Source organism: Bacillus sp. J14TS2 (assembly GCF_018333015.1).
In the GTDB taxonomy this organism is placed as follows: domain Bacteria; phylum Bacillota; class Bacilli; order Bacillales; family Bacillaceae_C; genus Lederbergia.
The window spans coordinates 12,651-34,204 of sequence record NZ_BORE01000022.1 but is presented as its reverse complement, the minus strand read 5'-3'; the positions used below and the strand labels follow the sequence as shown (position 1 = coordinate 34,204).

Annotated in this window: 21 protein-coding genes; 19 read left to right on the top strand and 2 right to left on the bottom strand. The window is 38.2% G+C overall.

Annotated elements, in window-relative coordinates:
- Positions 1–36: 36 nt before the first annotated feature.
- The 3 genes from KI375_RS24135 to KI375_RS24125 all read left to right on the top strand — a co-directional run bounded on the left by KI375_RS24135 (position 37) and on the right by KI375_RS24125 (position 1,739).
- The gene (locus KI375_RS24135; RefSeq protein ID WP_244853031.1) at positions 37–576 is read left to right on the top strand and encodes a YceD family protein; all 540 of its coding nucleotides are present in this window, start codon (positions 37–39) and stop codon (positions 574–576) included.
- A 32-nt stretch (positions 577–608) separates the two neighbouring features.
- Positions 609–782 carry a 50S ribosomal protein L32 gene (rpmF, locus tag KI375_RS24130; RefSeq protein WP_212975933.1) on the top strand — a complete coding sequence of 58 codons (174 nt, stop codon included), beginning with the start codon at positions 609–611 and terminating at the stop codon, positions 780–782.
- A 384-nt stretch (positions 783–1,166) separates the two neighbouring features.
- Positions 1,167–1,739 carry an RsfA family transcriptional regulator gene (locus KI375_RS24125; RefSeq protein WP_212975932.1) on the top strand — a complete coding sequence of 191 codons (573 nt, stop codon included), beginning with the start codon at positions 1,167–1,169 and terminating at the stop codon, positions 1,737–1,739.
- Positions 1,740–1,939: 200 nt separating this feature from the next.
- Here KI375_RS24125 and KI375_RS24120 read toward each other — a convergent pair whose 3' ends face one another.
- Positions 1,940–2,380 carry a DUF4064 domain-containing protein gene (locus KI375_RS24120; protein WP_212975931.1) on the bottom strand — a complete coding sequence of 147 codons (441 nt, stop codon included), beginning with the start codon at positions 2,378–2,380 and terminating at the stop codon, positions 1,940–1,942.
- A gap of 72 nt (positions 2,381–2,452) precedes the next feature.
- Positions 2,453–2,926 (bottom strand): N-acetyltransferase, encoded by a 474-nt coding sequence (locus KI375_RS24115; RefSeq protein WP_212975930.1) that lies wholly within the window; start codon positions 2,924–2,926, stop codon positions 2,453–2,455.
- A 99-nt stretch (positions 2,927–3,025) separates the two neighbouring features.
- Here KI375_RS24115 and KI375_RS24110 point away from each other — a divergent pair, with 99 nt between their 5' ends.
- The 16 genes from KI375_RS24110 (at position 3,026) to KI375_RS24035 (ending at position 21,531) form a co-directional block, all read left to right on the top strand.
- Positions 3,026–3,967 (top strand): 2-dehydropantoate 2-reductase, encoded by a 942-nt coding sequence (locus tag KI375_RS24110; RefSeq protein ID WP_212975929.1) that lies wholly within the window; start codon positions 3,026–3,028, stop codon positions 3,965–3,967.
- An 86-nt stretch (positions 3,968–4,053) separates the two neighbouring features.
- Positions 4,054–5,682, top strand: a complete 1,629-nt coding sequence (bshC, locus tag KI375_RS24105; protein ID WP_244853029.1) for a bacillithiol biosynthesis cysteine-adding enzyme BshC — start codon at positions 4,054–4,056, stop codon at positions 5,680–5,682.
- A gap of 126 nt (positions 5,683–5,808) precedes the next feature.
- On the top strand, positions 5,809–6,240 hold the full coding sequence (gene mraZ / locus KI375_RS24100; protein WP_207451793.1) for a division/cell wall cluster transcriptional repressor MraZ: 432 nt from the start codon (positions 5,809–5,811) through the stop codon (positions 6,238–6,240).
- A 121-nt stretch (positions 6,241–6,361) separates the two neighbouring features.
- Entirely contained in the window at positions 6,362–7,294 is a 933-nt protein-coding gene (rsmH, locus tag KI375_RS24095; protein ID WP_212975927.1) for a 16S rRNA (cytosine(1402)-N(4))-methyltransferase RsmH, read from the top strand.
- Between the two features lie 141 nt (positions 7,295–7,435).
- The gene (ftsL, locus tag KI375_RS24090) at positions 7,436–7,789 is read left to right on the top strand and encodes a cell division protein FtsL (RefSeq protein WP_212975926.1); all 354 of its coding nucleotides are present in this window, start codon (positions 7,436–7,438) and stop codon (positions 7,787–7,789) included.
- Positions 7,786–9,951 (top strand): penicillin-binding protein, encoded by a 2,166-nt coding sequence (locus tag KI375_RS24085; RefSeq protein ID WP_212975925.1) that lies wholly within the window; start codon positions 7,786–7,788, stop codon positions 9,949–9,951. Before ftsL ends, KI375_RS24085 begins: the two co-directional genes overlap by 4 nt.
- A gap of 111 nt (positions 9,952–10,062) precedes the next feature.
- Positions 10,063–11,976 (top strand): stage V sporulation protein D, encoded by a 1,914-nt coding sequence (locus KI375_RS24080; protein ID WP_212975924.1) that lies wholly within the window; start codon positions 10,063–10,065, stop codon positions 11,974–11,976.
- A 446-nt stretch (positions 11,977–12,422) separates the two neighbouring features.
- Entirely contained in the window at positions 12,423–13,880 is a 1,458-nt protein-coding gene (locus tag KI375_RS24075; RefSeq protein WP_212975923.1) for a UDP-N-acetylmuramoyl-L-alanyl-D-glutamate--2,6-diaminopimelate ligase, read from the top strand.
- Positions 13,881–14,019: 139 nt separating this feature from the next.
- The gene (mraY, locus tag KI375_RS24070) at positions 14,020–14,994 is read left to right on the top strand and encodes a phospho-N-acetylmuramoyl-pentapeptide-transferase (RefSeq protein ID WP_212975973.1); all 975 of its coding nucleotides are present in this window, start codon (positions 14,020–14,022) and stop codon (positions 14,992–14,994) included.
- A 1-nt stretch (position 14,995) separates the two neighbouring features.
- The gene (gene murD, locus KI375_RS24065; RefSeq protein WP_212975922.1) at positions 14,996–16,363 is read left to right on the top strand and encodes a UDP-N-acetylmuramoyl-L-alanine--D-glutamate ligase; all 1,368 of its coding nucleotides are present in this window, start codon (positions 14,996–14,998) and stop codon (positions 16,361–16,363) included.
- Positions 16,364–16,434: 71 nt separating this feature from the next.
- A complete protein-coding gene (gene spoVE, locus KI375_RS24060; RefSeq protein WP_280528683.1) occupies positions 16,435–17,529 on the top strand; it encodes a stage V sporulation protein E in 1,095 nt (364 codons plus the stop codon).
- Between the two features lie 296 nt (positions 17,530–17,825).
- Complete coding sequence (murG, locus tag KI375_RS24055) at positions 17,826–18,926, top strand: undecaprenyldiphospho-muramoylpentapeptide beta-N-acetylglucosaminyltransferase (protein WP_212975921.1); 1,101 nt, start codon at positions 17,826–17,828, stop codon at positions 18,924–18,926.
- Between the two features lie 57 nt (positions 18,927–18,983).
- Positions 18,984–19,763, top strand: coding sequence for a cell division protein FtsQ/DivIB (locus tag KI375_RS24050; RefSeq protein ID WP_212975920.1), 780 nt, complete (start codon positions 18,984–18,986; stop codon positions 19,761–19,763).
- Positions 19,744–20,448, top strand: a complete 705-nt coding sequence (locus KI375_RS24045; RefSeq protein WP_212975919.1) for a DUF881 domain-containing protein — start codon at positions 19,744–19,746, stop codon at positions 20,446–20,448. The genes KI375_RS24050 and KI375_RS24045 overlap by 20 nt, the downstream gene beginning before the upstream one ends.
- Positions 20,448–21,173 (top strand): DUF881 domain-containing protein, encoded by a 726-nt coding sequence (locus tag KI375_RS24040; protein WP_212975918.1) that lies wholly within the window; start codon positions 20,448–20,450, stop codon positions 21,171–21,173. The genes KI375_RS24045 and KI375_RS24040 overlap by 1 nt, the downstream gene beginning before the upstream one ends.
- A gap of 1 nt (position 21,174) precedes the next feature.
- A complete protein-coding gene (locus tag KI375_RS24035; RefSeq protein ID WP_212975917.1) occupies positions 21,175–21,531 on the top strand; it encodes a small basic family protein in 357 nt (118 codons plus the stop codon).
- Positions 21,532–21,554: the final 23 nt, after the last annotated feature.

Genomic DNA, 21,554 nt, shown 5'->3' with positions numbered 1-21,554 from the left:
GGCTATAATTATTCTTGTTGCCAAGAGGTGATAAACATGAAATGGACAGTTTCTCAATTGCGAAATTTACGAGATACTGAAGAGGAAATTAATCAAAAAGTTGATATTAAAAACGAGCTTATGAACCGAAATCCTGACATTAGAGAAGCTTCTCTAATCGAGGTTAAGGGGAATATTCAGGTGGATTCTGAAAGAGCCACTTTTCACCTTCAATTGAATGGTCATTTAGTTTTACCTTGTTCTCGTACATTAGTGGATACTGATTATCCGATCGATATTTTTTCAACGGAGGTTTTTTCACTTCAAAGATCGGAAGTTCCCGGTGAAGATATCGATGAATTTGTTCATGAACCAGAAAATGGAGTAGTGGATTTGCTCCCTGTCATAGAGGAATTGATTCTTGTAGATATTCCTATACAAGTTTTCTCGGAAGAAGCATTGGCAAGTGCCAAACAATCGGGAAAAGATTGGAATGTGATGACAGAGGACGAATATGAAGCGGAAAAACAGAAGAATAAAAAAGTTGATCCTCGTTTAGCTGGGCTCGCTGCTTTGCTAGAAAACGAAGAGAAATAATCCTGTATTTGATTTTAAGGAGGTGGGAATTTATGGCTGTACCAAAAAGAAGAACTTCAAAAACGGCAAAGAGACAACGCCGAACTCATTATAAATTAGTAGTCCCAGGCATGGTTGATTGCCCAAATTGCGGAGAAAAGAAACTTAGTCATCGCGTTTGTAAAGCATGTGGAACTTATAAAGGTAATGAAGTTGTGAATAACTAAATGTAAATAAAAAGTGTGTAGAGACCATGGCTCTACACACTTTTTTTATGTCTAGATTATTAATGGCGGGGCGGTCCAGCTTCAGTTCTAGAGCGGATCCTTTAATCCCGGCGTAACTGTCCGTAAGACCCCCGCTTCAAGACTAGGAAATTTCAAAGAAGTCTAAGTGGGGGATAATGGATGCTAACACCCTGATGATGATGCGTCTCGCTAACCATCAGTGAGGGATGAAGAAAACCCATACTGATGGCAGTCTCGCTTTATATACGGAAGATTCTTTCCAGCTTTTTATTCATTTATGTTGTCTTTCTATTGCTTTTCTCAAAGGCTGATTCTATCTTTCAGTCTAAGAGCATATACTTACAAAAAAGTAGAGGTGATAAAATGACAACTTCACGGCAAGATGCATGGTCTTCGGATGAGGATCTTCTATTAGCTGAATTAGTGTTATCTCACATACGTAAGGCCAGTACTCAGCTTAAAGCGTTTGAAGAGGCTGGAAAACAATTGAAAAGAACTGCTGCAGCATGTGGGTTCCGATGGAATTCTAATATTAGGAAGCAATATAAAGGGGAAATTAATCAGGCTAAAAAGGAAAGGAAGCAATTAAAAGCGGGAGAGGCTCAAGCAATTACAGTGGATTCACAAAAATCAGAGAACGCATCATTTGAGCAAGAGTCATCATCCAGCATATTGGCAAATGCTACTTCACTTCTTAGCGAAATAGAGAAGGAGCTGGCTGGTTTAGATTATTATAAATCAGATAATAAACGCTTAAAGGAGGAAGTTCGAAATCTAGAGATCTTAAACATCGCAGCAAATGAAGAAGTGAAAGAAATGGCTGGAAAGTATCAGCAATTAAAAAAAGATTATCATTCTTTAATGTATCTTTTAGATAAGGCAAGGAAGATAGCAGATGAATTTACGGAAGAAGCGGAAATGCAGGATGTAAAATAAGAAGAGGAGCCGAGTATATCCATCGGCTCCTCTTCTGTTGATCCTATGTTTATCCCGGTGCAACTGTCTGTAAGACCCCCCTTCCAGACTAGGAAATTTCAAAAAAGTCTAAGTGGGGGATAACGGACGCTAACACTCCGATAAGTTTCGCTAACCATCAGTGGGGGATGAAGAAACCCCGTACTGATGGCAGTCTTGCTTTATAAAGTTTGTGATTGGATTGGATCTTCAAGCGGTGGTTTGCGAACAAAGCACATAATTCCGGCGATAAGTAGAAGTAATGCTGGAAGAAAAGCGATACCGATAGAAACGATACCAGTAAGCACAGCGCCAATAATAAACACCCAGCCGGCTACTTTTGGTTTTTTATCCCCTACAATATTAAAGACCGCAATGATTCCAAGGACAAGACCGATAATAGATGCGATAATAATTGCCCATCCAGCTCCAGAGAAAATGCTTAAGAAGCTATTCATATCTTCCAATGTTAATGTTGGATCATTCGCAATTGTTGGATCATTAGCCATCTCATTTTTCACGGCATCTGATCCCATAAATACGAAGAACATCCCAATCAAACTGGTTAATGCACTTAATACAACTCCAATAATACCTAAAGTAACCTCACCTGTTCTTTTCAAAAAAAATACCTCCTAGATATAAATGTTTACATACTACTATACGACCATCATTTAAAATAGTTTCATATCTTGTTAAAATGATTGGAACGTTACCCCTTTTGGACACCATACAAATGGTTCTTCGCCACGATCGCGTTCTATTTCATAATGGATTGGGTCAAAACCCATCCTTTCAAAAAAAGCTCGAGAGTTCATGCGCGGATTTGTTTTAAGCGGCATTTGATAGCTTTTTGCATATTCTATAAGCGCTTTGCCAAATCCCATTTTCTGATATCCGGGTAGGACCTCCAGTTTCCATATTTCTAGATAGGCCTGGGGAGGATTAAAGTATTGATCATATTTAGCAGAATGTTGATACAAACTCATCCTGGCAACTAGTTTATCACCAAAATAGATACCGTAGAATGGGGAATAAGAATTATCTTCAATCATATTTGATTGCAGGTCTTCAATCATGGATAACTCCTGTATACCGAACTCTTTAAATTGCTTAAATTCTTCTAGCGTTTTAAAATTAATCTTAAGCTTCTTTACACTTTGTGGCATTTGCACACCTCCTAATCCTGATATATGCATTTCAATTAGGAATATTATAATATAAAGTTAATAAAAAATCAGTTTATTTGAATGGGTGCTATTTTTGGAATGAAGGAAAATAAAAATGTAGGTGATGAGATGAAGATAGGTATTCTTGGTGGAGGTGCGGTCGGTCTGTTATTTAGCACCTACCTTAGTTTAAATCATCAAGTTGTATTGCTTACGAGAACGGAGGCGCAGGCTAGGGATATTAATGAAAAGGGGATCATATTGTCAAATTCTCACAAACATATAAAGTATGAGGTAACGGCTTACGCAAATTTTAAAGAATTGGAAAAGCTGGATCTAATCGTGATTGCCGTGAAGCAATATAATCTTGTATCTTTAATGAAGGACCTCCTAACTGTGCCCGTTGAAACCCCACTTTTATTTATTCAAAATGGGATTGGGCATATTAAATTGTTAGAGACATTGCCACAAGAAACCATTTATGTCGGAACGGTTGAGCATGGGGTAAAGAAATTAGCTGGGAACCATATTCAACATACAGGCGAAGGGGTCACGAATATTGCACTTTTCCGAGGAAATCAAGAAACAATAAGCTGTTTTCCTAAAAGTGAGGCGAAAGCATTTCCCTTTTACTTTCACAAAAATTATAAGGAAATAATCCTTGCGAAATTAGTCGCCAACAGCGTAATTAACCCTTTAACGTCTATACTTAAAGTGAAAAACGGCAGCTTGATCGAGAATCCTTATTATTATGAGATATTCAAAAGTCTTCATGCCGAAATATCCTCGGTATTCCCAGAAATAGATCCCAACCATTCATTAGAGAAAGTAATTTATATTTGCCGTAGTACAAAGGAAAACCGTTCTTCTATGCTTAGTGATATGCTGGAAGGAAGAAAGACAGAAATTGATGCGATCCTTGGATCTGTTCTAGAGTATGCTGAAAAAATGGATATGATTTTACCCCTTACTACAATGATCTTCGAAATGATTAAAGGTATGGAGGAGGAAGCCGCCTCTGAAAAGAAGAATATTTTGTAGAGCCAGCAGGACAATTTAATATCAATTTTTTCTTCATTTTGCTATACTTTTATCTACCTTTACCAATGCATGAAAGGAAGTCATTTATGGAAATTGAAAGCATCGTCATTCCAGCAACGAACGACTTTGCTTCTCTTTATATGGAACAAAAAGAACCCGTGAAAGGTTTTTTTCATTATGATATAACAGAGAACGAGGTTTATAAAAATCGCTATAACGATTTAATGAAGCAGAATTTTAATCGAAAAGCGCTTGCTGCCTGTATCGAAAACTATATGGAGCGTTTCCCAACATCTGAAGAAACAAGGAAGTCACTTGAAAAATTACAAAATGAGCAATCCACAGTTGTGATAGGAGGGCAACAAGCAGGGTTATTAACTGGCCCGCTTTATACTATACATAAGGTTATCTCCATACTTAAATTAGCAGAACAACAAGAAAGAAATTTAGGAACTCCTGTCATTCCTGTGTTTTGGATCGCCGGGGAAGATCATGATTTTTTAGAAATTAATCATGTATATACTGAAGTTGGAAATAAGATGAAGAAGGTCAATTTCCCAGAACAAAAGGGCCTGAAACAAATGGCATCTGATATCGTATATGATAAAGAAGAAATGCAAAAATGGCTGGAAACTATTTTTATGCATCTAGGAGAACGTAAATATACGAAAGAAGTGTTCGCTTCTGTACTGGAGGCGAGTAATCGGAGTGAAACAATAACTGATTTTTTTACAACATTGATCATGACTTTATTTAAAGACTATGGCTTGTTAGTCATAGACGCAGCGGATCCACATTTGAGAGAGTTGGAAAAGCCAGTTTTTGCAAAAGTGATGGAGCAAGCATCACTGATTACAGAGAAGGTATTAAACCAGCAAGAGCTTCTTGCTGACAATGGATTTAATCGAATGATTGAGATTCATCCACAATCAGCCAATTTATTTCTGTATGAGGGAAAGGAACGTCTCTTATTGGATTATGATTCACAACTAGATCGATTTAAAGTTGAAAAATCAGATTGGCAAATGGATCGCCAAGATTTGTGTAAAAAGCTTCAAGAGACCCCGGAGATTTTTAGCAATAATGTCGTCACCAGACCGTTGATGCAAGAGTTTTTATTCCCATCTCTTGCATTTATTGCTGGACCCGGAGAAATTGCCTATTGGGGTGAGTTGAAACAAGCATTTGAATTATGGGATATGAAAATGCCGCCCCTTATACCACGGATAAACATTACTTTTATTGAATCAAATATTGAGCGAGACGTACATGATTTACAATTAACGACCGAGAATGTTTTAAAAAATGGAGTAGAGAAACGAAAAAAAGTCTATCTTGATTCTGTGACAGACCAACATTTAGAAACGATGCTGGACGATATCAATCAGTACCTGGAAGAACGTTATCGATCCATTTTCGAACGGCTTGATGATACAGAACGCGGGCTTTTACCTCTTGCACAAAAAAATCTTACCTTTCATACAAAACAAATTGAGTTTCTAAAAAAGAAAGCAGATTGGTTTGTGCAAGAAAGGTATAAAAGTGAAGTGGCGAAATATGAACGTGTGGAAAGGTCACTACGCCCGAATGGCAGTCCTCAGGAAAGGATATGGAATATCTTTTATTATCTAAACGAAAGAGGAGACCAATTTATCCACCAATTAATGTCCTTGCCATTTGAATTTGATGGAAAGCACAAAATTATTAAAATATAGATTTTTTAGGGCTTCTAATCAGTCGACTATTCGGCGATTAGAAGTCTTTTTTATTTGTAAAGAAAAAAAGGTGGTGAAAAGTGGTAGGTTGTGGTAAATTAGAGATAGAAAGTGGGGGCATGTCTCATGTTCATGGGAGAATACCAACATAACATTGATACGAAAGGGCGTTTAATCGTCCCATCAAAATTCCGAGACTCTCTTGGAGAATCCTTTGTTATTACAAGGGGTCTTGACCAATGCTTATTTGGATATCCTCTTAATGAATGGCGCCAACTAGAGGAAAAGTTAAAAACTTTACCAATGACCAAAAAAGATGCACGAGCTTTTACACGGTTTTTCTTCTCTGGAGCAATTGAATGTGAGATCGATAAGCAAGGTAGAATCAACCTCCCCACCACACTGATTGGCTATGCAAAATTAGAGAAAGAATGTGTAGTTTTAGGCGTTTCCAATCGAATAGAGATTTGGAATAAAGGAATTTGGGAAGAATACTTTACAGAGTCAGAAGAATCATTTGCAGAGATTGCTGAGAATATGATTGATTTTGATATTTAATTTACTAATAGTGCGTGTTCAAAAAGAAGGATTAAAGACCAAGTCGGCGACTACACTGACGTCCAGACGATTTGAACATCCTATAATACAACTAGGGGTTAGGGGAAGAATAGGGGGCATCATGTTTAAACATACGACAGTCTTATTAAATGAAGCATCGGAAGGACTGAACATTCACCCTGATGGGGTATATGTTGATTGTACTTTAGGTGGTGGCGGCCATTCCCAAAAAATCCTTTCACAGTTATCAAACAAGGGAAAATTAATTGCGTTTGATCAAGACGAAACAGCGATTGCCCATGTAAGAGAAACACTCTCTTATGAGCAGGACAAGCTCGTAATGATCCAAAGTAATTTTGTTCATCTCCAGGATCGACTTGCTGAGCTTGGAATACAAAAGGTAGACGGGATATTATATGATTTGGGCGTTTCCTCCCCGCAGTTAGATGATCCTGAGCGAGGCTTTAGTTACCATCACGATGCACCGCTTGATATGAGAATGGACCGCAGTAGTGCTGTTTCTGCTTATGAAGTTGTCAATGAGTGGTCATATGGTGATATGGTCCGAATTTTTTTCAAGTATGGTGAAGAAAAGTTTTCAAAGCAAATTGCGAGGAAAATTGAAGCTGCTAGAGAAAAGGCACCAATTGAAACAACAAGTCAATTAGTTGAACTTATAAAAGAAGGAATACCAGCACCTGCCCGCAGAAAAGGCGGACATCCTGCTAAAAGAATCTTTCAGGCGATTAGAATAGCGGTGAATGATGAATTGCATGCATTTGAAACTTCGCTGCAACAGGCGATTGAATTGCTGCGGCCAAAAGGCCGAATCTGTGTGATTACATTCCACTCTTTGGAAGATCGAATTTGTAAAACGGTCTTTAAGGCAGCAAGTGAAGGGCCGCCATTACCACCAGGGATGCCAGTCATACCCGAAGGCTATGAGCCAATACTACAATTGGTTAACAGAAAACCCATTAGTCCAAGCGAAACAGAATTAGAGGCTAATAATCGTGCTAGATCAGCAAAATTAAGGATTGCTGAAAAAAAATAGTACATATAGTACGTGTTCAAAAAGAGCGGTAAAGGGCCGAGATGCTCTCCTAATCGCCGCTTAGCAAAGTGTCTTTTACCGGACTTTTTGAACATCATCATAATATAGAAGATATTTTATGGAGATGGAGGGGACTTTTATTTGAGTAATTTAGCGCAGAAACAATATCAATATCAACCAGCACAACAGCCGGAAAAAGAAATAAAAAAGGTTAAACGCCATGCCAAGATCACTCCTGGCGAGAAAGTCCTAGCTTTTTTATTAGTCGCTTTTCTGGCAGTTATGTCCATTCACATTATTTCCGCGAATGCACAAGTGTATGAAGTGAATAGAGATGTGGAAGATGTGAAGACGGCTATTCAGGAACAGGAAAAGGTTAATAGTGAACTTGAAGCACAAGTGAAAGATATGAGCAGATACGAAAGAATTAAGGAAATTGCTGAAAAAAAGGGACTCAATTTAGATGGAAATAATGTCAAGGTTGGGGAAAAATGAGTAACCATAAAAAGAATAGAAATATAGGAGCGGCAGTATTTTTCATTATATTTAGCCTGCTCTTTTTTGTATTAATTGTTCGATTTGTAACCATTCAGACAACGGGAAAAGTGGAGGGGAAGGTATTAGCCACAGAAGCGAAGGAATTATATTTACGGGAAGGCGTTCTTCCAGCGCAGCGCGGTTCTATTTTTGATCGCAATGAAGAGGTTATAGCAGAAGACTCAGAGTCTTATACATTAGTTGCTGTACTAGATGAATCATTAACGGAAGATAAAAAGAACCCGAGACATGTCGTAGATCCTTCAGAAACAGCGAAGCAATTAGCCGAATATATCGATATGGAAGAGACCGATATTTATGCTGCTTTAACGAAAAAAGCCAAACAAGTGGAGTTTGGCAAAGCTGGGAAAGATCTATCCCATAGTGTGAAAAACAAGATCGAATCCCTAAATTTACCTGGTATTGGATTTTTAAAGGATACAAAACGTTTCTATCCAAATGGAGTTTTTGCTTCTCATCTTATTGGTTATACACAAGAGATCGAAGAAAAGGGAGGAGAAAAAAAGCTGACTGGAACGGGATTAGAAATGAGCTATAACGATCTTTTAAGTGGGAAAGATGGTTCCATTCAATATGAAGGCGATGTTTGGAACTATATATTACCAAACTCGGAGAAACATATTAAAGAACCTGAAAACGGACAGGATATTTACTTAACATTAGACAAAAAAATTCAAACCTTTTTAGAAGATGCGATCAGTCAAGTAGATGAAAAGTATTCCCCTGAAAGAATTATGGCGGTTGTAGCCGAGCCAAAAACCGGAAAAATCCTAGCAATGGGACAGACCCCCACTTTTCATCCAGAGACAAGGGATGGGATTGAGAAATCTTGGCATAATGAAGTGATTGAAACGAGCTATGAACCTGGATCTACGATGAAGGTTTTTTCATTAGCCACAGCAATTGAAGAAGGGGTTTTTAAACCAGATGATACATTCCCTTCTGGTAAATACAAAGTAGACCGCCGAAGTACAATAAATGATCATAACAGTGGTGAAGGTTGGGGAACCATTTCTTATTTAGAAGGTGTGCAACGCTCATCTAATGTAGGCTTTGCCTATTTGCTTGAAGAAATGGGCACAAAAGCTTGGCGCGAAGCGATGGATGATTTTAAATTTGGACAACGGACCAATATTGGCTTACCTAATGAGGCAACCGGTAAGATTCTCTATCGCTATCCTATTGAAAAGGTAACGAGCGTATATGGTCAAGGGACAACGGTCACTGCCATTCAAATGGTTCAAGCCATGACCGCTATTGCCAATGAAGGCGTGATGATGAAGCCATATGTCGTTGATAAGGTTGTAAATCCTAATGATGAGACTGTTCAAGAAACAAAGCCAGAGGTAGCAGGGAAGCCGATTAGCAAAGAAACCGCCAAAGAAGTAACAGATGTGTTAGAAACGGTGGTTACTGGTAAAAATGGAACAGGGAAAATGTATAATATTGAAGGATATCAAGTAGCGGGGAAAACAGGAACAGCACAAATAGCTGGACCAACAGGATATCTGAAAGGGAACAATAACTATATTTATTCCTTTCTTGGCCTTGCGCCTGCTGATGATCCTCAGTTAGTTATGTATGTGATGGTTGATCGTCCACAATTAGATGATGATGAAAGTGGAAGTAAACCTGTTTCGATGATTTTCAATACCGTTATGAAAAGCAGCTTACAATATTTAAATATCAAACCAGAAGAATTTGGTAAGGCAAAGACGGTACAACTCTCTGATTTCTCCGAAATGGACTTGAATGAAGCCAAGAAATGGGTGAAAGACAAAGGTTTGAAGCCGATTGTATTGGGCGAAGGAAAAGAGATCGTTCAACAATCACCACTTCCTGAAGAGACATTAATTGTTGGCGAAAAGGTCTATCTTAAAACAGAGGGTCCGACAACCGTTCCTAATATGGAAGGATGGTCTAAGCGTGATGTGATCAACCTTTCTGAAATGGCCGATATAACCATCAATATTAAAGGAGAAGGCTATGTAGTAAGACAAAGTGCCAAGCCGGGAACAGAGGTGAAATCTGAGGAAACAGTGGAGATCGAGTTTCAATCTCCCAGTGAGGCATTGAATAAGAAAAAAGCAGATGAATAATGTAAGATTATTTGGAGGGTGCCTATGCACTCTCTTTTTTTGCCGAATCGTTCTAGGCTCGTGGAGTTTTGCATATAGTGGAACGAGCCCTGGAAAGAGGAGGTCCTTTTTTTGAAGCGAGTATCTGCAGTAACTGTAAGGAAAAGATTGTCGTTTATATTAATAGCTGGACTGTTTGTCTTTTTTATTATTGATATTCGATTAGGTTATGTTCAGTTTGGCATGGGAAACGATTTAACAAATCTTGCGAGAGATTCGTGGAGTAGAAATATACCATTTGAACCTGAACGAGGAAAAATTGTGGACAGGAATGGTGTTTCTATTGCTGAAAATAAATCTGCGCCAACAGTGTATGTTATTCCGAGACAAATAGAAGATCCGGCGGGAACGGCTGAGAAGCTTGCAACAGTATTGGATGGTTCTAAAGAAGAGATTTATCAACGAGTTTCTAAGAACTCTTCGATTGAAAGATTACCTGAAGGAAGAAAAATAACCTTTGAGAAAGCAAAAGAAGTTCAAGCCTTGGATTTAAAAGGAGTTTATGTTGCGGAAGATTCGAAGCGTCATTATCCATTTGGAAAATATTTATCCCATGTATTGGGGTTTACGGGTATAGATAATCAAGGGCTTGCCGGATTAGAATTATATTATGATAAAGAACTACAAGGAGAGAAGGGGTCTGTGCAATTCTTTTCAGATGCGAAAGGAAAGAGAATGCCAGAAATGTCAGATGAATTCGAACCTCCCCAAGATGGTTATAATTTAAAATTGACGATTGATACCAAAATTGAATCCATCATTGAAAGGGAACTCGATAATGCCGAGGCGTTATATAATCCTGATGGGATTATATCCATCGCCATGGATCCGAATACTGGAGAGATTTTAGGAATGTCTAGTAGGCCTTCCTTTGATCCTGATGATTTTCAAAATGTTCCACAGGAAGTATATAATCGAAATCTGCCAATTTGGAGTACGTACGAGCCTGGATCAACCTTTAAAATTATTACACTGGCGGCTGCGTTGGAAGAAGGAAAAGTGAACTTAGAGGAAGAGCATTTTCATGATCATGGATCGGTTAAAGTAGGAGGTTCCAAGCTACGATGCTGGAAAAGTGGGGGACATGGAGACCAAACATTTCTTGAAGTGGTGGAAAACTCCTGTAACCCAGGTTTTGTCGAGTTGGGACAAAGACTGGGAAAAGAAAAATTATTTGATTATATTCGTGGTTTTGGTTTTGGCGAGAAGACAGGGATTGATTTGGCAGGAGAAGGAACGGGGATTTTATTTGCTTTGGATCAAGTGGGTCCTGTTGAATTAGCGACAACAGCGTTTGGCCAAGGGGTTTCCGTCACACCTATTCAACAAGTAGCGGCTGTTGCAGCTGCAGTAAATGGTGGAACCTTGTACCAGCCCTATATTGCTAAAGAGCTTATAGACCCGCGAACAGGAGAAGTTGTGATGCGCAAAACCCCTGTTGCTAAAAGAAAGGTGATCTCAGAGTCTACTTCAAAAGAAGTAAGACATGCACTCGAGAGCGTTGTTGCACAAGGGACAGGTGGGAATGCATTTGTAGAGTCTTATCGTGTTGGTGGGAAAACGGGTACGGCCCAAAAGGCAAAAGATGGTCGTTATTTAGAAAACAATTATGTTCTCTCGTTTATTGGATTCGCTCCTGCAGATGATCCTCAAATCGTTGTCTACACGGCGGTCGATAATCCCAAAGGAACTGTTCAATTTGGTGGAACGGTGGCTGCACCGATCGTAGGCAAAATTCTCGAGGATTCATTGCATGCTATGGGTGTCGAGCCTCGTGAAAATCAAATAGAAAAAAAGAAAAAATGGAATGACCCTGTTATGCTCACAGTACCAGATTTACAGGGGATGACAATTAAAGAAATTCAACAGCAACAGTATAACTTAATACTTCAAACAAGTGGTGAGGGCACAAAGGTCGTTCAACAAAGCCCGAAACCAGGTGCAAAGGTGGAAGAAGGCTCCGCCATTAGAGTCTATCTTGAGTGATTTCGTTTTCAACGCCTAGTAACGAGCGGCATGATTCATTCATGACCGCTTCTTCAAGTGGTTAAAGTGCGTATTCGAGAGGGAGGATAAAAAGGACCAAATTCGGTTAAAGACGCTGACGTCCTGTCAGCAACACTGACACTAGCGTCGAAAGTTCGGGGCGGGCCGTTTTGAGCAGCGGACTTGTACGGGATGTACTGACTTCCGTGTTACCCACAGGACGTGTCAGTACTTAGTTGAAGGTCCTTTATCCCGCAGTGTCATTTTTATCAGACTTTTTGAACAACCTCTTAAAAATTTTATTTGAAAAAACATGCTTCAAGGATAGCTTCAAATTCAATTATTATGTAAAATAGATAAGAATGTTTTTTTACAACAGGATATATGACATTCTAGCTTATATAATGGGAAGATTTTGTTCACTGTTATGAAAGGATTGAAGAACATTGAATTTGCGTACGCTAATACAATCACTTCCATTTATTGGAGTACCGGAAGAAAATAACGAAATAACCGGAATATCGAATAATCATCAAAAAGTAGAAAAAGGGCATTTGTTTATTTGTATAAAAGGTCATGCTTTCGATGGTCATAATTTCGCTGAAGAGGCGGTAAATAATGGAGCTGTAGCGGTTGTTGCTGAAAAGCCTTTGCAGGTAGGAGTGCCTGTTATTTTGGTTAAAGATACAAAAAAAGCGATGGCCATTCTCGGAGATGCCTTTTATCACCATCCAAGTCAAAAAATACATTTAATTGGGATTACCGGAACAAATGGCAAAACCACAACAAGCCATATGATTGACTCGATCTTTCATGATGCTAAACAGGAAACAGGCTTAATTGGAACCATTAATATCAAGATAGGCAATAAGGTGTTAGAAACGAAAAACACCACACCGGATAGCTTGGAACTACAAAAAGTTTTCCATGAAATGGTCAAGGAAAAAATAGACACTGCCATTATGGAAGTGTCATCTCATGCCTTAGTGCAAGGGCGAGTCAATGGCTGCGATTATGATGTGGCTGTATTTACAAATCTTTCTCAAGATCACCTTGATTATCATCATACGATGGAAGAGTACAGAAGGGCAAAAAGTTTATTGTTTTCTAAACTAGGAAATACCTATTCAACTAAACACCCTAAATTTGCTGTACTGAATGCTGATGATGAGATTTCGGAATCGTTTGCTTCAGAAACATCCGCACATGTAATCACATATGGAGTTAAAAAATCAGCTGATTTTCAAGCTGATTCCATTACGTATCACAGTAACGGGGTTACATTTACTCTTCTTTCTCCAGAAGGGAAAAGGGAAGTACACTTACCATTAGCAGGGGAATTTAATGTGTATAATGCCTTGGCAGCTATTGCAACAGCCTATGTATCCAATATTCCTTTCCAAGACATTATCAAATCGATTGAACAGATAAAGGGTGTCCCAGGACGCTTTGAATTAGTGGATGGTGGACAACAATTTTCCGTCATTGTTGATTACGCTCATACTCCAGATGGATTGGAAAATGTTTTAAGAACGATTCAACAATTTGCTGAAAAACGTGTATTTTGTGTTGTTGGCTGTGGTGGGGATCGAGACCCTTCCAAGCGTCCATTAATGGCCAAAATTGCTTGCAAATGGGCGACAGATCCGATCTTCACGTCAGATAATCCTCGGATTGAAGATCCAAATGTCATCATTGAAGACATGGAAAAAGGAGTAGAAGGGGAGCAATTTATCATTGAGCCTAATCGAAAAAAGGCGATTGAGTGTGCCATCGCATTAGCCGAAGCAGGTGACGTTGTTCTTGTGGCAGGAAAAGGGCATGAAACATATCAAATCATCGGTGATCAAGTGCATGACTTTGATGATCGCTTAGTTTCTTTGGAGGCTATTAGGAAGAGCTAGAGGATACTTACGTGTATAAGTAACATTTCTATAAATATAAAAATAAAAAAGCTGATTCACATTATGATGATGACGATTTATCATGTATAATCATTCATTAAAAGAAAAACAGCGTTTGGAATTGGAGAGCGAAGAAATGATGATGGAAAGAGTTATTTTATTTTCCTTACTTATTAGTTTTCTTATTACTGTCTTACTTTCTCCGATCTTTATCCCGTTTTTAAGAAGACTTAAATTCGGGCAAAGTATTCGGGAAGAAGGACCGAAATCACACCAAAAGAAGAGTGGAACTCCAACAATGGGAGGGATATTGATTGTCCTATCCACTTTGATTACTACATTGATCATGCTTTGGAAATTTTCACAGCCAAGCTGGGAAATTTATTTATTATTGTTTGTAACTTTAGGGTATGGATTACTCGGTTTCTTAGATGATTTTATAAAAATTGCCTTTAAAAGAAATTTAGGATTAACATCACTGCAAAAATTGATTGGTCAAATTGTGATTGCTATTATTTTTTATATTGTCTTAAGAACAAATGAAATTTCAACTGCTATTACCATTCCCATGACTGATTTCAGTATAGACCTTGGCTGGTTTTATGCAGTATTTATTGTTTTTTGGCTAGTAGGATTTTCCAATGCAGTAAATTTAACAGATGGCTTAGATGGATTGCTTTCTGGAACAGCTGCTATCGCATTTGGTGCATTTGCCATTGTGGCATGGAGCCAATCGCAATTTGATGTTTCCATTTTTTCCGTTACCATTGTTGGAGCAGTTTTAGGTTTTCTTGTATTCAATGCTCATCCTGCAAAGGTGTTTATGGGAGATACGGGTTCACTAGCTTTAGGTGGAGCGATTGCCGCTATTTCCATTTTATTAAAGGCGGAGATTATTTTACTTGTTATTGGGGCTATCTTCGTAATTGAAACTCTATCTGTTATATTGCAGGTCGCATCCTTTAAAACAACTGGAAAAAGAATTTTCAAGATGAGTCCTTTACATCACCATTATGAATTATCTGGTTGGTCAGAGTGGCGTGTTGTTGTAACTTTTTGGGTTGTTGGACTTCTTTGTGCCGTTTTAGGAATTTACGTAGAGGTGTGGTTGTAGAGTGAAAAATATCAAAGAATATCATTACAAAAAAGTATTAGTGCTAGGACTCGCAAAAAGTGGTGTCGTAGCAGCCTCTCTATTACATCAGTTAGGTGCTTTCGTCACAGTGAATGATTTTAAGCCATTTGAAGAAAATCCAGATGCCCAAGGATTACTTGAGCAGGGGATCAAAGTGATTTGTGGGAGTCATCCAGTTGAACTATTGGATGAGGGGTTTGAATTGATCGTGAAAAATCCAGGAATCCCATATTCTAATCCCATTATTCAAGGAGCCTTGGAAATGGGGCTGCCAATTATAACGGAGGTCGAACTTGCATCTCAAATTGCTGAAGCTGATATCATCGGTATTACTGGTACAAATGGGAAAACCACGACTACCACTTTAATTTTCGAGATGCTTAAAGAAGCGGATAAACAACCGCTTATTGCCGGAAACATTGGAACAGTGGCATCTGAAGTAGCACAAATATCAACCGCAAATAATACGATGGTCGTGGAATTATCTTCCTTTCAATTAATGGGAATTGAAAGTTTCAGACCTCATATTGCTATTTTGACGAATCTATATGAGGCACACTTAGATTATCACAGTTCTTGGAATGAATATGCACAAGCAAAAATGAATATTACTAAAAATCAAACTTCAGATGATTATTTAATCGTGAATGCAGACCAAGAGGTATTAGTAAACTTGGCGCAAACAAGTCATGCGCAAATCATTCCATTTTCCACAAAAGGCTATCTTGAACACGGTGCATCTGTCTATGATGGGAAGCTAATGTATGACCAAGAAGAAATCATGAATATATCAGAAATTGCTTTACCTGGTGCTCATAATCTAGAAAATATTTTAGCGGCGACGATCGCTGCTAAATTAAAGGGTGTAGGAAATAAAGATATTGTGAAGATTTTATCTACTTTTACAGGTGTGAAGCATCGTACGCAATTTGTAACAGAATTCAATCAAAGGCGATTCTACAATGATTCAAAAGCGACTAATATTTTAGCGGCTTCAAGCGCTTTAAGTGCTTTTACCGACCCTATCATCCTTCTAGCAGGTGGTTTAGATCGGGGGAATGAATTTGATGAGCTTATTCCTTCTTTAGCAAATGTAAAAGCTCTTGTTCTATTTGGCCAAACTGCAAAAAAATTAGAAGAGATAGGAAAAAAGGCAGGGATACAAACGATTATACATGTCGATAATGTGGAAGAAGCTGTGCCTACAGCCTATGAAATATCTAACCGCGGGGATGTTATTTTACTTTCACCGGCATGTGCTAGTTGGGACCAATATAAAACTTTTGAAGTTCGCGGTGATATTTTCATTGAGGCTGTGCATAAACTGGAAGAGAGCAATAATTTTTAGGGGTCATCAGTGGAGGGCATATACATCCCCTTAAAAGCTCTAAATTGCTAGTTACGAGGTGTGTATAGCCATTGAAAAAAACAGCCCCTGATTTTATTTTAATTCTGTCGACCATGTTATTACTGGCAATCGGATTAATCATGGTTTATAGTGCGAGTGCCGTATGGGCTGACTATAAATTTTCCGATTCATTTTTCTTTGCTAAGCGTCAGTTCTTGTTTGCTGCCCTTGGCATTGTAGCCATGCTTGTCATTATGAATGTCGATTATTGGGTATTAAAAAAGTGGTCCAAGCCTTTACTCATTATCTGTTTTGTCTTATTGATTTTAGTTATTATCCCTGGTGTCGGAATGGTGAGAAATGGTTCAAGAAGCTGGTTAGGTGTTGGTGCTTTCTCCATTCAGCCGTCTGAATTTATGAAATTAGCGATGATTGCTTTTTTAGCTAAATTCCTTTCAGATAAGCAAAGATATATTACAACGTTGAAAAAAGGATTGCTCCCATCTTTAGGACTCGTTTTTCTAGCATTTGGTGTTATTATGCTGCAGCCTGATCTTGGGACAGGGACCGTTATGGTTGCTACTTGCATGATTATGATATTTATTGCTGGGGCACGTGTATCACACTTTGCTGTACTAGGCTTGATTGGACTAGCTGGTTTTGCTGGACTTGTCATTTCCGCTCCCTATCGAATTGCGCGAATCACCTCATTTCTCGATCCATGGCAGGATCCGCTAAAAAGTGGATTTCAAATTATCCAATCTTTATACGCCATTGGCCCAGGAGGATTATTTGGATTAGGATTAGGGGAAAGCAGACAAAAATTCTTCTATCTACCGGAGCCACAAACAGATTTTATATTTGCCATTCTGGCAGAAGAGCTAGGCTTTATCGGAGGCAGTCTCATTCTATTATTATTTGCCTTATTATTATGGCGGGGAATAAGAGTCGCTTTAGGTGCTCCAGACTTATTTGGTAGCTTCCTGGCGGTGGGAATTATATCAATGATTGCCATCCAGGTAATGATCAATATCGGAGTGGTAACAGGCTTAATGCCGGTCACGGGGATTACACTACCATTCCTCAGCTATGGCGGCTCATCTCTCACATTAATGCTAATGGCCGTCGGAATCCTCCTAAACATCAGCCGCCACTCCCGAATATAAAAAGAAAAGCGGAAGCGCCTGTACAGGAAAACTGTTAAAAACGTGAGGCCTTGTTGACCACAAATAGAACTCTGTAGGGGGTTCTTTTTTTTGTCGTAAATATTGAAAATAAAGCTATTTTAATATTTTTTATTACATTTAAACAACATTCGATGACGAACACTTTATTATTGAGTAAAATATAGTAAGATAATGATTAAGATAAATTTATTTAGCTATATAAAAGAGGTTGTTCAAAAAGCACAACCTTTTTGAACACTCACTAAAAAGAGAATGATTAAGACTGAGGTGGGAATATGAAAATAGTGGTTACGGGTGGAGGTACAGGTGGACATATCTATCCGGCACTCGCTTTAATTAGGACGATTAAGCAGCAATACCCAGAAACGGAATTTACATATATCGGTACAGAAAAAGGCTTGGAAGCTGAAATCGTTCCGCGTGAGAATATTCCTTTTGAATCGATTCATATAACGGGATTTAGAAGATCGTTATCATTTGAAAATGTTAAAACTATTTTTCGCTTTTTAAAGGGTGTAAAGGATAGTAAGCATATCTTTAAAAAAGTGAAGCCAGATATTGTGATCGGAACAGGTGGTTATGTTTGTGGACCAGTTGTCTACGCTGCAGCGAAGAAAAAAATTCCCACGATTATTCACGAACAAAATAGTGTACCTGGACTAACGAATAAATTTCTCAGTCGATATGTTGATAAGGTTGCAGTATGCTTTGAAGAAGTAAAAGAATTTTTCCCTGAGGATAAGGCGATCTTAACAGGGAATCCACGTGCTTCAGAGGTTATTGGAAAAAGGAAACCTGGGGCGTTAGCAGCTCTTGGGTTGAAAGAGGGGATTCCCACGGTCTTGATTACAGGAGGCAGCAGAGGAGCAAGACCGATTAATGATGCTGTGGTGAAATCATTAAGCTCTTTATCAAGAAGACCCTATCAAGTCATATATGTGACAGGGCAAGTGCATTATGACCACGTAATGGAAGAAGCAAAACTGGTAGGAAAACTTTCTAATATCGCGATTGTTCCGTTTATTCATGAGATGCAAACAGTCCTATCATCCGTTGATGGAGTTGTTGGAAGGGCGGGAGCTACGTCTTTAGCTGAAATTACAGCTATCGGTCTTCCTTCCATACTCATTCCTAGTCCATATGTGACGAATAATCACCAAGAGAAAAATGCTCAAACATTGGTTGAACATGGAGCTGCTATTATGCTACTTGAGAGGGAATTATCAAGCAAACAGTTTTTAGACTCATTAGATTCAATCATGCTAAACGATGAAAAGAGAAAGATCATGGGAGAACAATCTAGAAAACTCGGCATACGGGATGCATCTAAACATTTATCTGATCTGATGTTTCAATTAGTTAAACAACCTCAGTAAATAAGAGAGACGAGGTGTCTCATTATGAAGTAGATAAGGATGGAAGGGGGCATGCCTATGCCAAAAGGGAAGGTTTTATCATTAGAGGATAGGATACCGAAGATAAAAGTACATCGAAGAAAAAAAGCCAACAGAAGATTAATCATCTTGTTATCCGTATTTTTTTTATTGATTGTTGTCGTTGTATACTTCCAATCCCCTCTTAGTCATATTAAAGAAATTGATATCCAAGGAAATAAAATCGCTTCTAAAGAGGACATTTTATCCGTATCTGGGCTAGAAACTGACGGGAAATTATGGAATATAAATAGAAAAAATGTGAAGAATAACCTAAAGAAACTCCCGGAAGTAAAGGATGTAGATGTTAAAATTGCATTTCCAAATACAATTAAGCTACATATAAAAGAACACGCAAGTCTTGCTTTACTAATGAATGATGATCAGCACGTTCAACCAGTTTTAGAGAATGGACAGGTATTGAAGGAGAAAAATCGTCTTTTAATGAATGCCCCTATTTTGATTAAATTTAAAGAAGATGAGATATTAAAAGACTTGATTGCCCAATTAAAAGAAATTCCGACGGAAATATACTATTCCATTTCTGAAATTCAACATGACCCTAAAAAAACTGATCCGCATCATATTTATTTATATATGAATGATGGAAATGAAGTAAATGCAACTATTCCGACTTTAGCGGAAAAAATGGCGCATTACCCCTCAGTTGTTGGACAATTAGATCCAGATACTAAAGGTGTGATTGATTTTGAAGTAGGATCATTTTTTAGAGCATATGAGAAAGAGGGGGAAGATATGAATGAGGAGGAGGAAAGGTAAATATATCATATTTTCCTTTGTATTTCTGATATTTGGCTTTATCTTAGCTTTTTCATATAGTCAAACAGAAAAAGACAAGCACGCAAATGTGAAAATTACAGATAGGCAATATAGGATGGAAAAGGATTTACAAAATCAATTGATCTCCATTCAAGATCGGAACCAAGAATTGCAAAAAGACTTGTATGGTAAACAAGATCGAGTAAGGCAAATAGAGAGGGAATTATTTCAAGAAGAAGAAAATTATCAAACATTAGCTGCCAACGCGGAAAAATACCGGATGTATCTAGGAAAAGTAAAAGTGAAGGGGCCAGGAGTCGAGATTTTACTGGAGGATGGAGAATATAAAAAAGATGAAGATGCTAACAATTACCTTGTTCATGAGCATCACGTCTTTAAGGTAGTGAATGAATTATTTGTATCAGGAGCCTCTGCAATTGCCATAAATGGGCAAAGATTAAAATCTGATTCTTATATTGTATGTACAGGTCCCGTTATTACGGTTGATGGGAATCCTTTCCCGGCACCTTTTAAAATTACTGCAATAGGAGACACGGACACCCTTACAGCGGCTGTAACATTAAAGGGTGGGGTGCGAGATCAATTAGTAAATGATGATATAATGTTTACAATTGAAAAGAAAAAACAGCTTGTTTTAGATCCAATTTTAGGAGAAACATCATAATGGCGGGTAAAACGAGAATATATTTTACACTTATCACGTTCATTGTTGGTTTTATGGTCGCTGTGCAATTTAATACAGTAAAAAAACCAGATAATCGAGATACGCGGGATACATGGGAGCTACGCGAAGCAATTAATAATGAAATGGATTTGCAAGCAAGGCTTTTACAAGAGATTCGTCTTCAAGATAAAAAAATCCATGATTATTCTTCCGAACTGCAAGATAATAAGGAAGATGTCTTGAAACAGACTATTTCAGAGTTAAAGAAGGAAGCAGGATTAACGAAGATAGATGGTCCAGGTTTGATTCTCAGCGTAAAGGCTATAGATGAAAGCATGTTGCTTGGACAGCCTCCACCCCAAACGTCTCCTACTGTATTACAAAGATTGATTAATGAGTTAAATATGTATGGAGCAAAAGCTATAGCTATTGATGGGGAGAGATACATAAACACAACGGTGATTCGAGATATTAATGGAGAAACGAAGGTTGGGACCCATTCAGTCAACGATCTTCCATTTCAAATCCTTGTGTTAACGGAGAGTATGGAAGTAGCAGAGAAGCTATATAATCATATGCAAATATCTCCTGTTTTAGATGATTTTTTTATAGATAATTTACAGGTCGATGTATCAGATCCGAAAGGGTCTATCGAATTGCCAGCCTATGTTAATCCAATTACAACGAGGGATATGGAGCCTGTGGAAGAAAAAGGAGATGTATAATGTGTTGCTTCCCATCATCGGACTCCTTATAGGGATACTTCTAGGTTTTTTAGCGGATATACAAATCCCGGATGAATATGCAAATTACTTGTCCATCGCTGTATTGGCGGCATTAGACACTTTATTTGGTGGGATTCGCGCGTATTTACAAAATTTATATGATAATCGGGTATTTGTTTCCGGCTTTTTCTTTAATATTTTACTCGCAGCAAGTTTAGCTTTTCTAGGAGTGCACCTTGGTGTAGACTTATACTTAGCTGCAGTATTTGCATTTGGAATTCGTTTATTCCAAAATATAGCAGTAATTCGAAGAATCTTGCTTAATAAGTGGGGTAATACTAGAGAAAATTCGAAATAAATAGTATGATGAAACAGGAAAAT

Coding starts and splice junctions, on each gene's coding strand:
- KI375_RS24115 (WP_212975930.1), bottom strand. CDS start 2,926: ATGCCACAAAGTGTAAAGAAGCTTAAGATTAATTTTAAAACGCTAGAA.
- KI375_RS24085 (WP_212975925.1), top strand. CDS start 7,786: ATGAGTAACCATAAAAAGAATAGAAATATAGGAGCGGCAGTATTTTTC.
- rpmF (WP_212975933.1), top strand. CDS start 609: ATGGCTGTACCAAAAAGAAGAACTTCAAAAACGGCAAAGAGACAACGC.
- KI375_RS24135 (WP_244853031.1), top strand. CDS start 37: ATGAAATGGACAGTTTCTCAATTGCGAAATTTACGAGATACTGAAGAG.
- mraZ (WP_207451793.1), top strand. CDS start 5,809: ATGTTCATGGGAGAATACCAACATAACATTGATACGAAAGGGCGTTTA.
- KI375_RS24040 (WP_212975918.1), top strand. CDS start 20,448: ATGGCGGGTAAAACGAGAATATATTTTACACTTATCACGTTCATTGTT.
- bshC (WP_244853029.1), top strand. CDS start 4,054: ATGGAAATTGAAAGCATCGTCATTCCAGCAACGAACGACTTTGCTTCT.
- KI375_RS24110 (WP_212975929.1), top strand. CDS start 3,026: ATGAAGGAAAATAAAAATGTAGGTGATGAGATGAAGATAGGTATTCTT.
- KI375_RS24045 (WP_212975919.1), top strand. CDS start 19,744: ATGAGGAGGAGGAAAGGTAAATATATCATATTTTCCTTTGTATTTCTG.
- KI375_RS24050 (WP_212975920.1), top strand. CDS start 18,984: ATGCCAAAAGGGAAGGTTTTATCATTAGAGGATAGGATACCGAAGATA.
- rsmH (WP_212975927.1), top strand. CDS start 6,362: ATGTTTAAACATACGACAGTCTTATTAAATGAAGCATCGGAAGGACTG.
- mraY (WP_212975973.1), top strand. CDS start 14,020: ATGATGGAAAGAGTTATTTTATTTTCCTTACTTATTAGTTTTCTTATT.
- murG (WP_212975921.1), top strand. CDS start 17,826: ATGAAAATAGTGGTTACGGGTGGAGGTACAGGTGGACATATCTATCCG.
- KI375_RS24125 (WP_212975932.1), top strand. CDS start 1,167: ATGACAACTTCACGGCAAGATGCATGGTCTTCGGATGAGGATCTTCTA.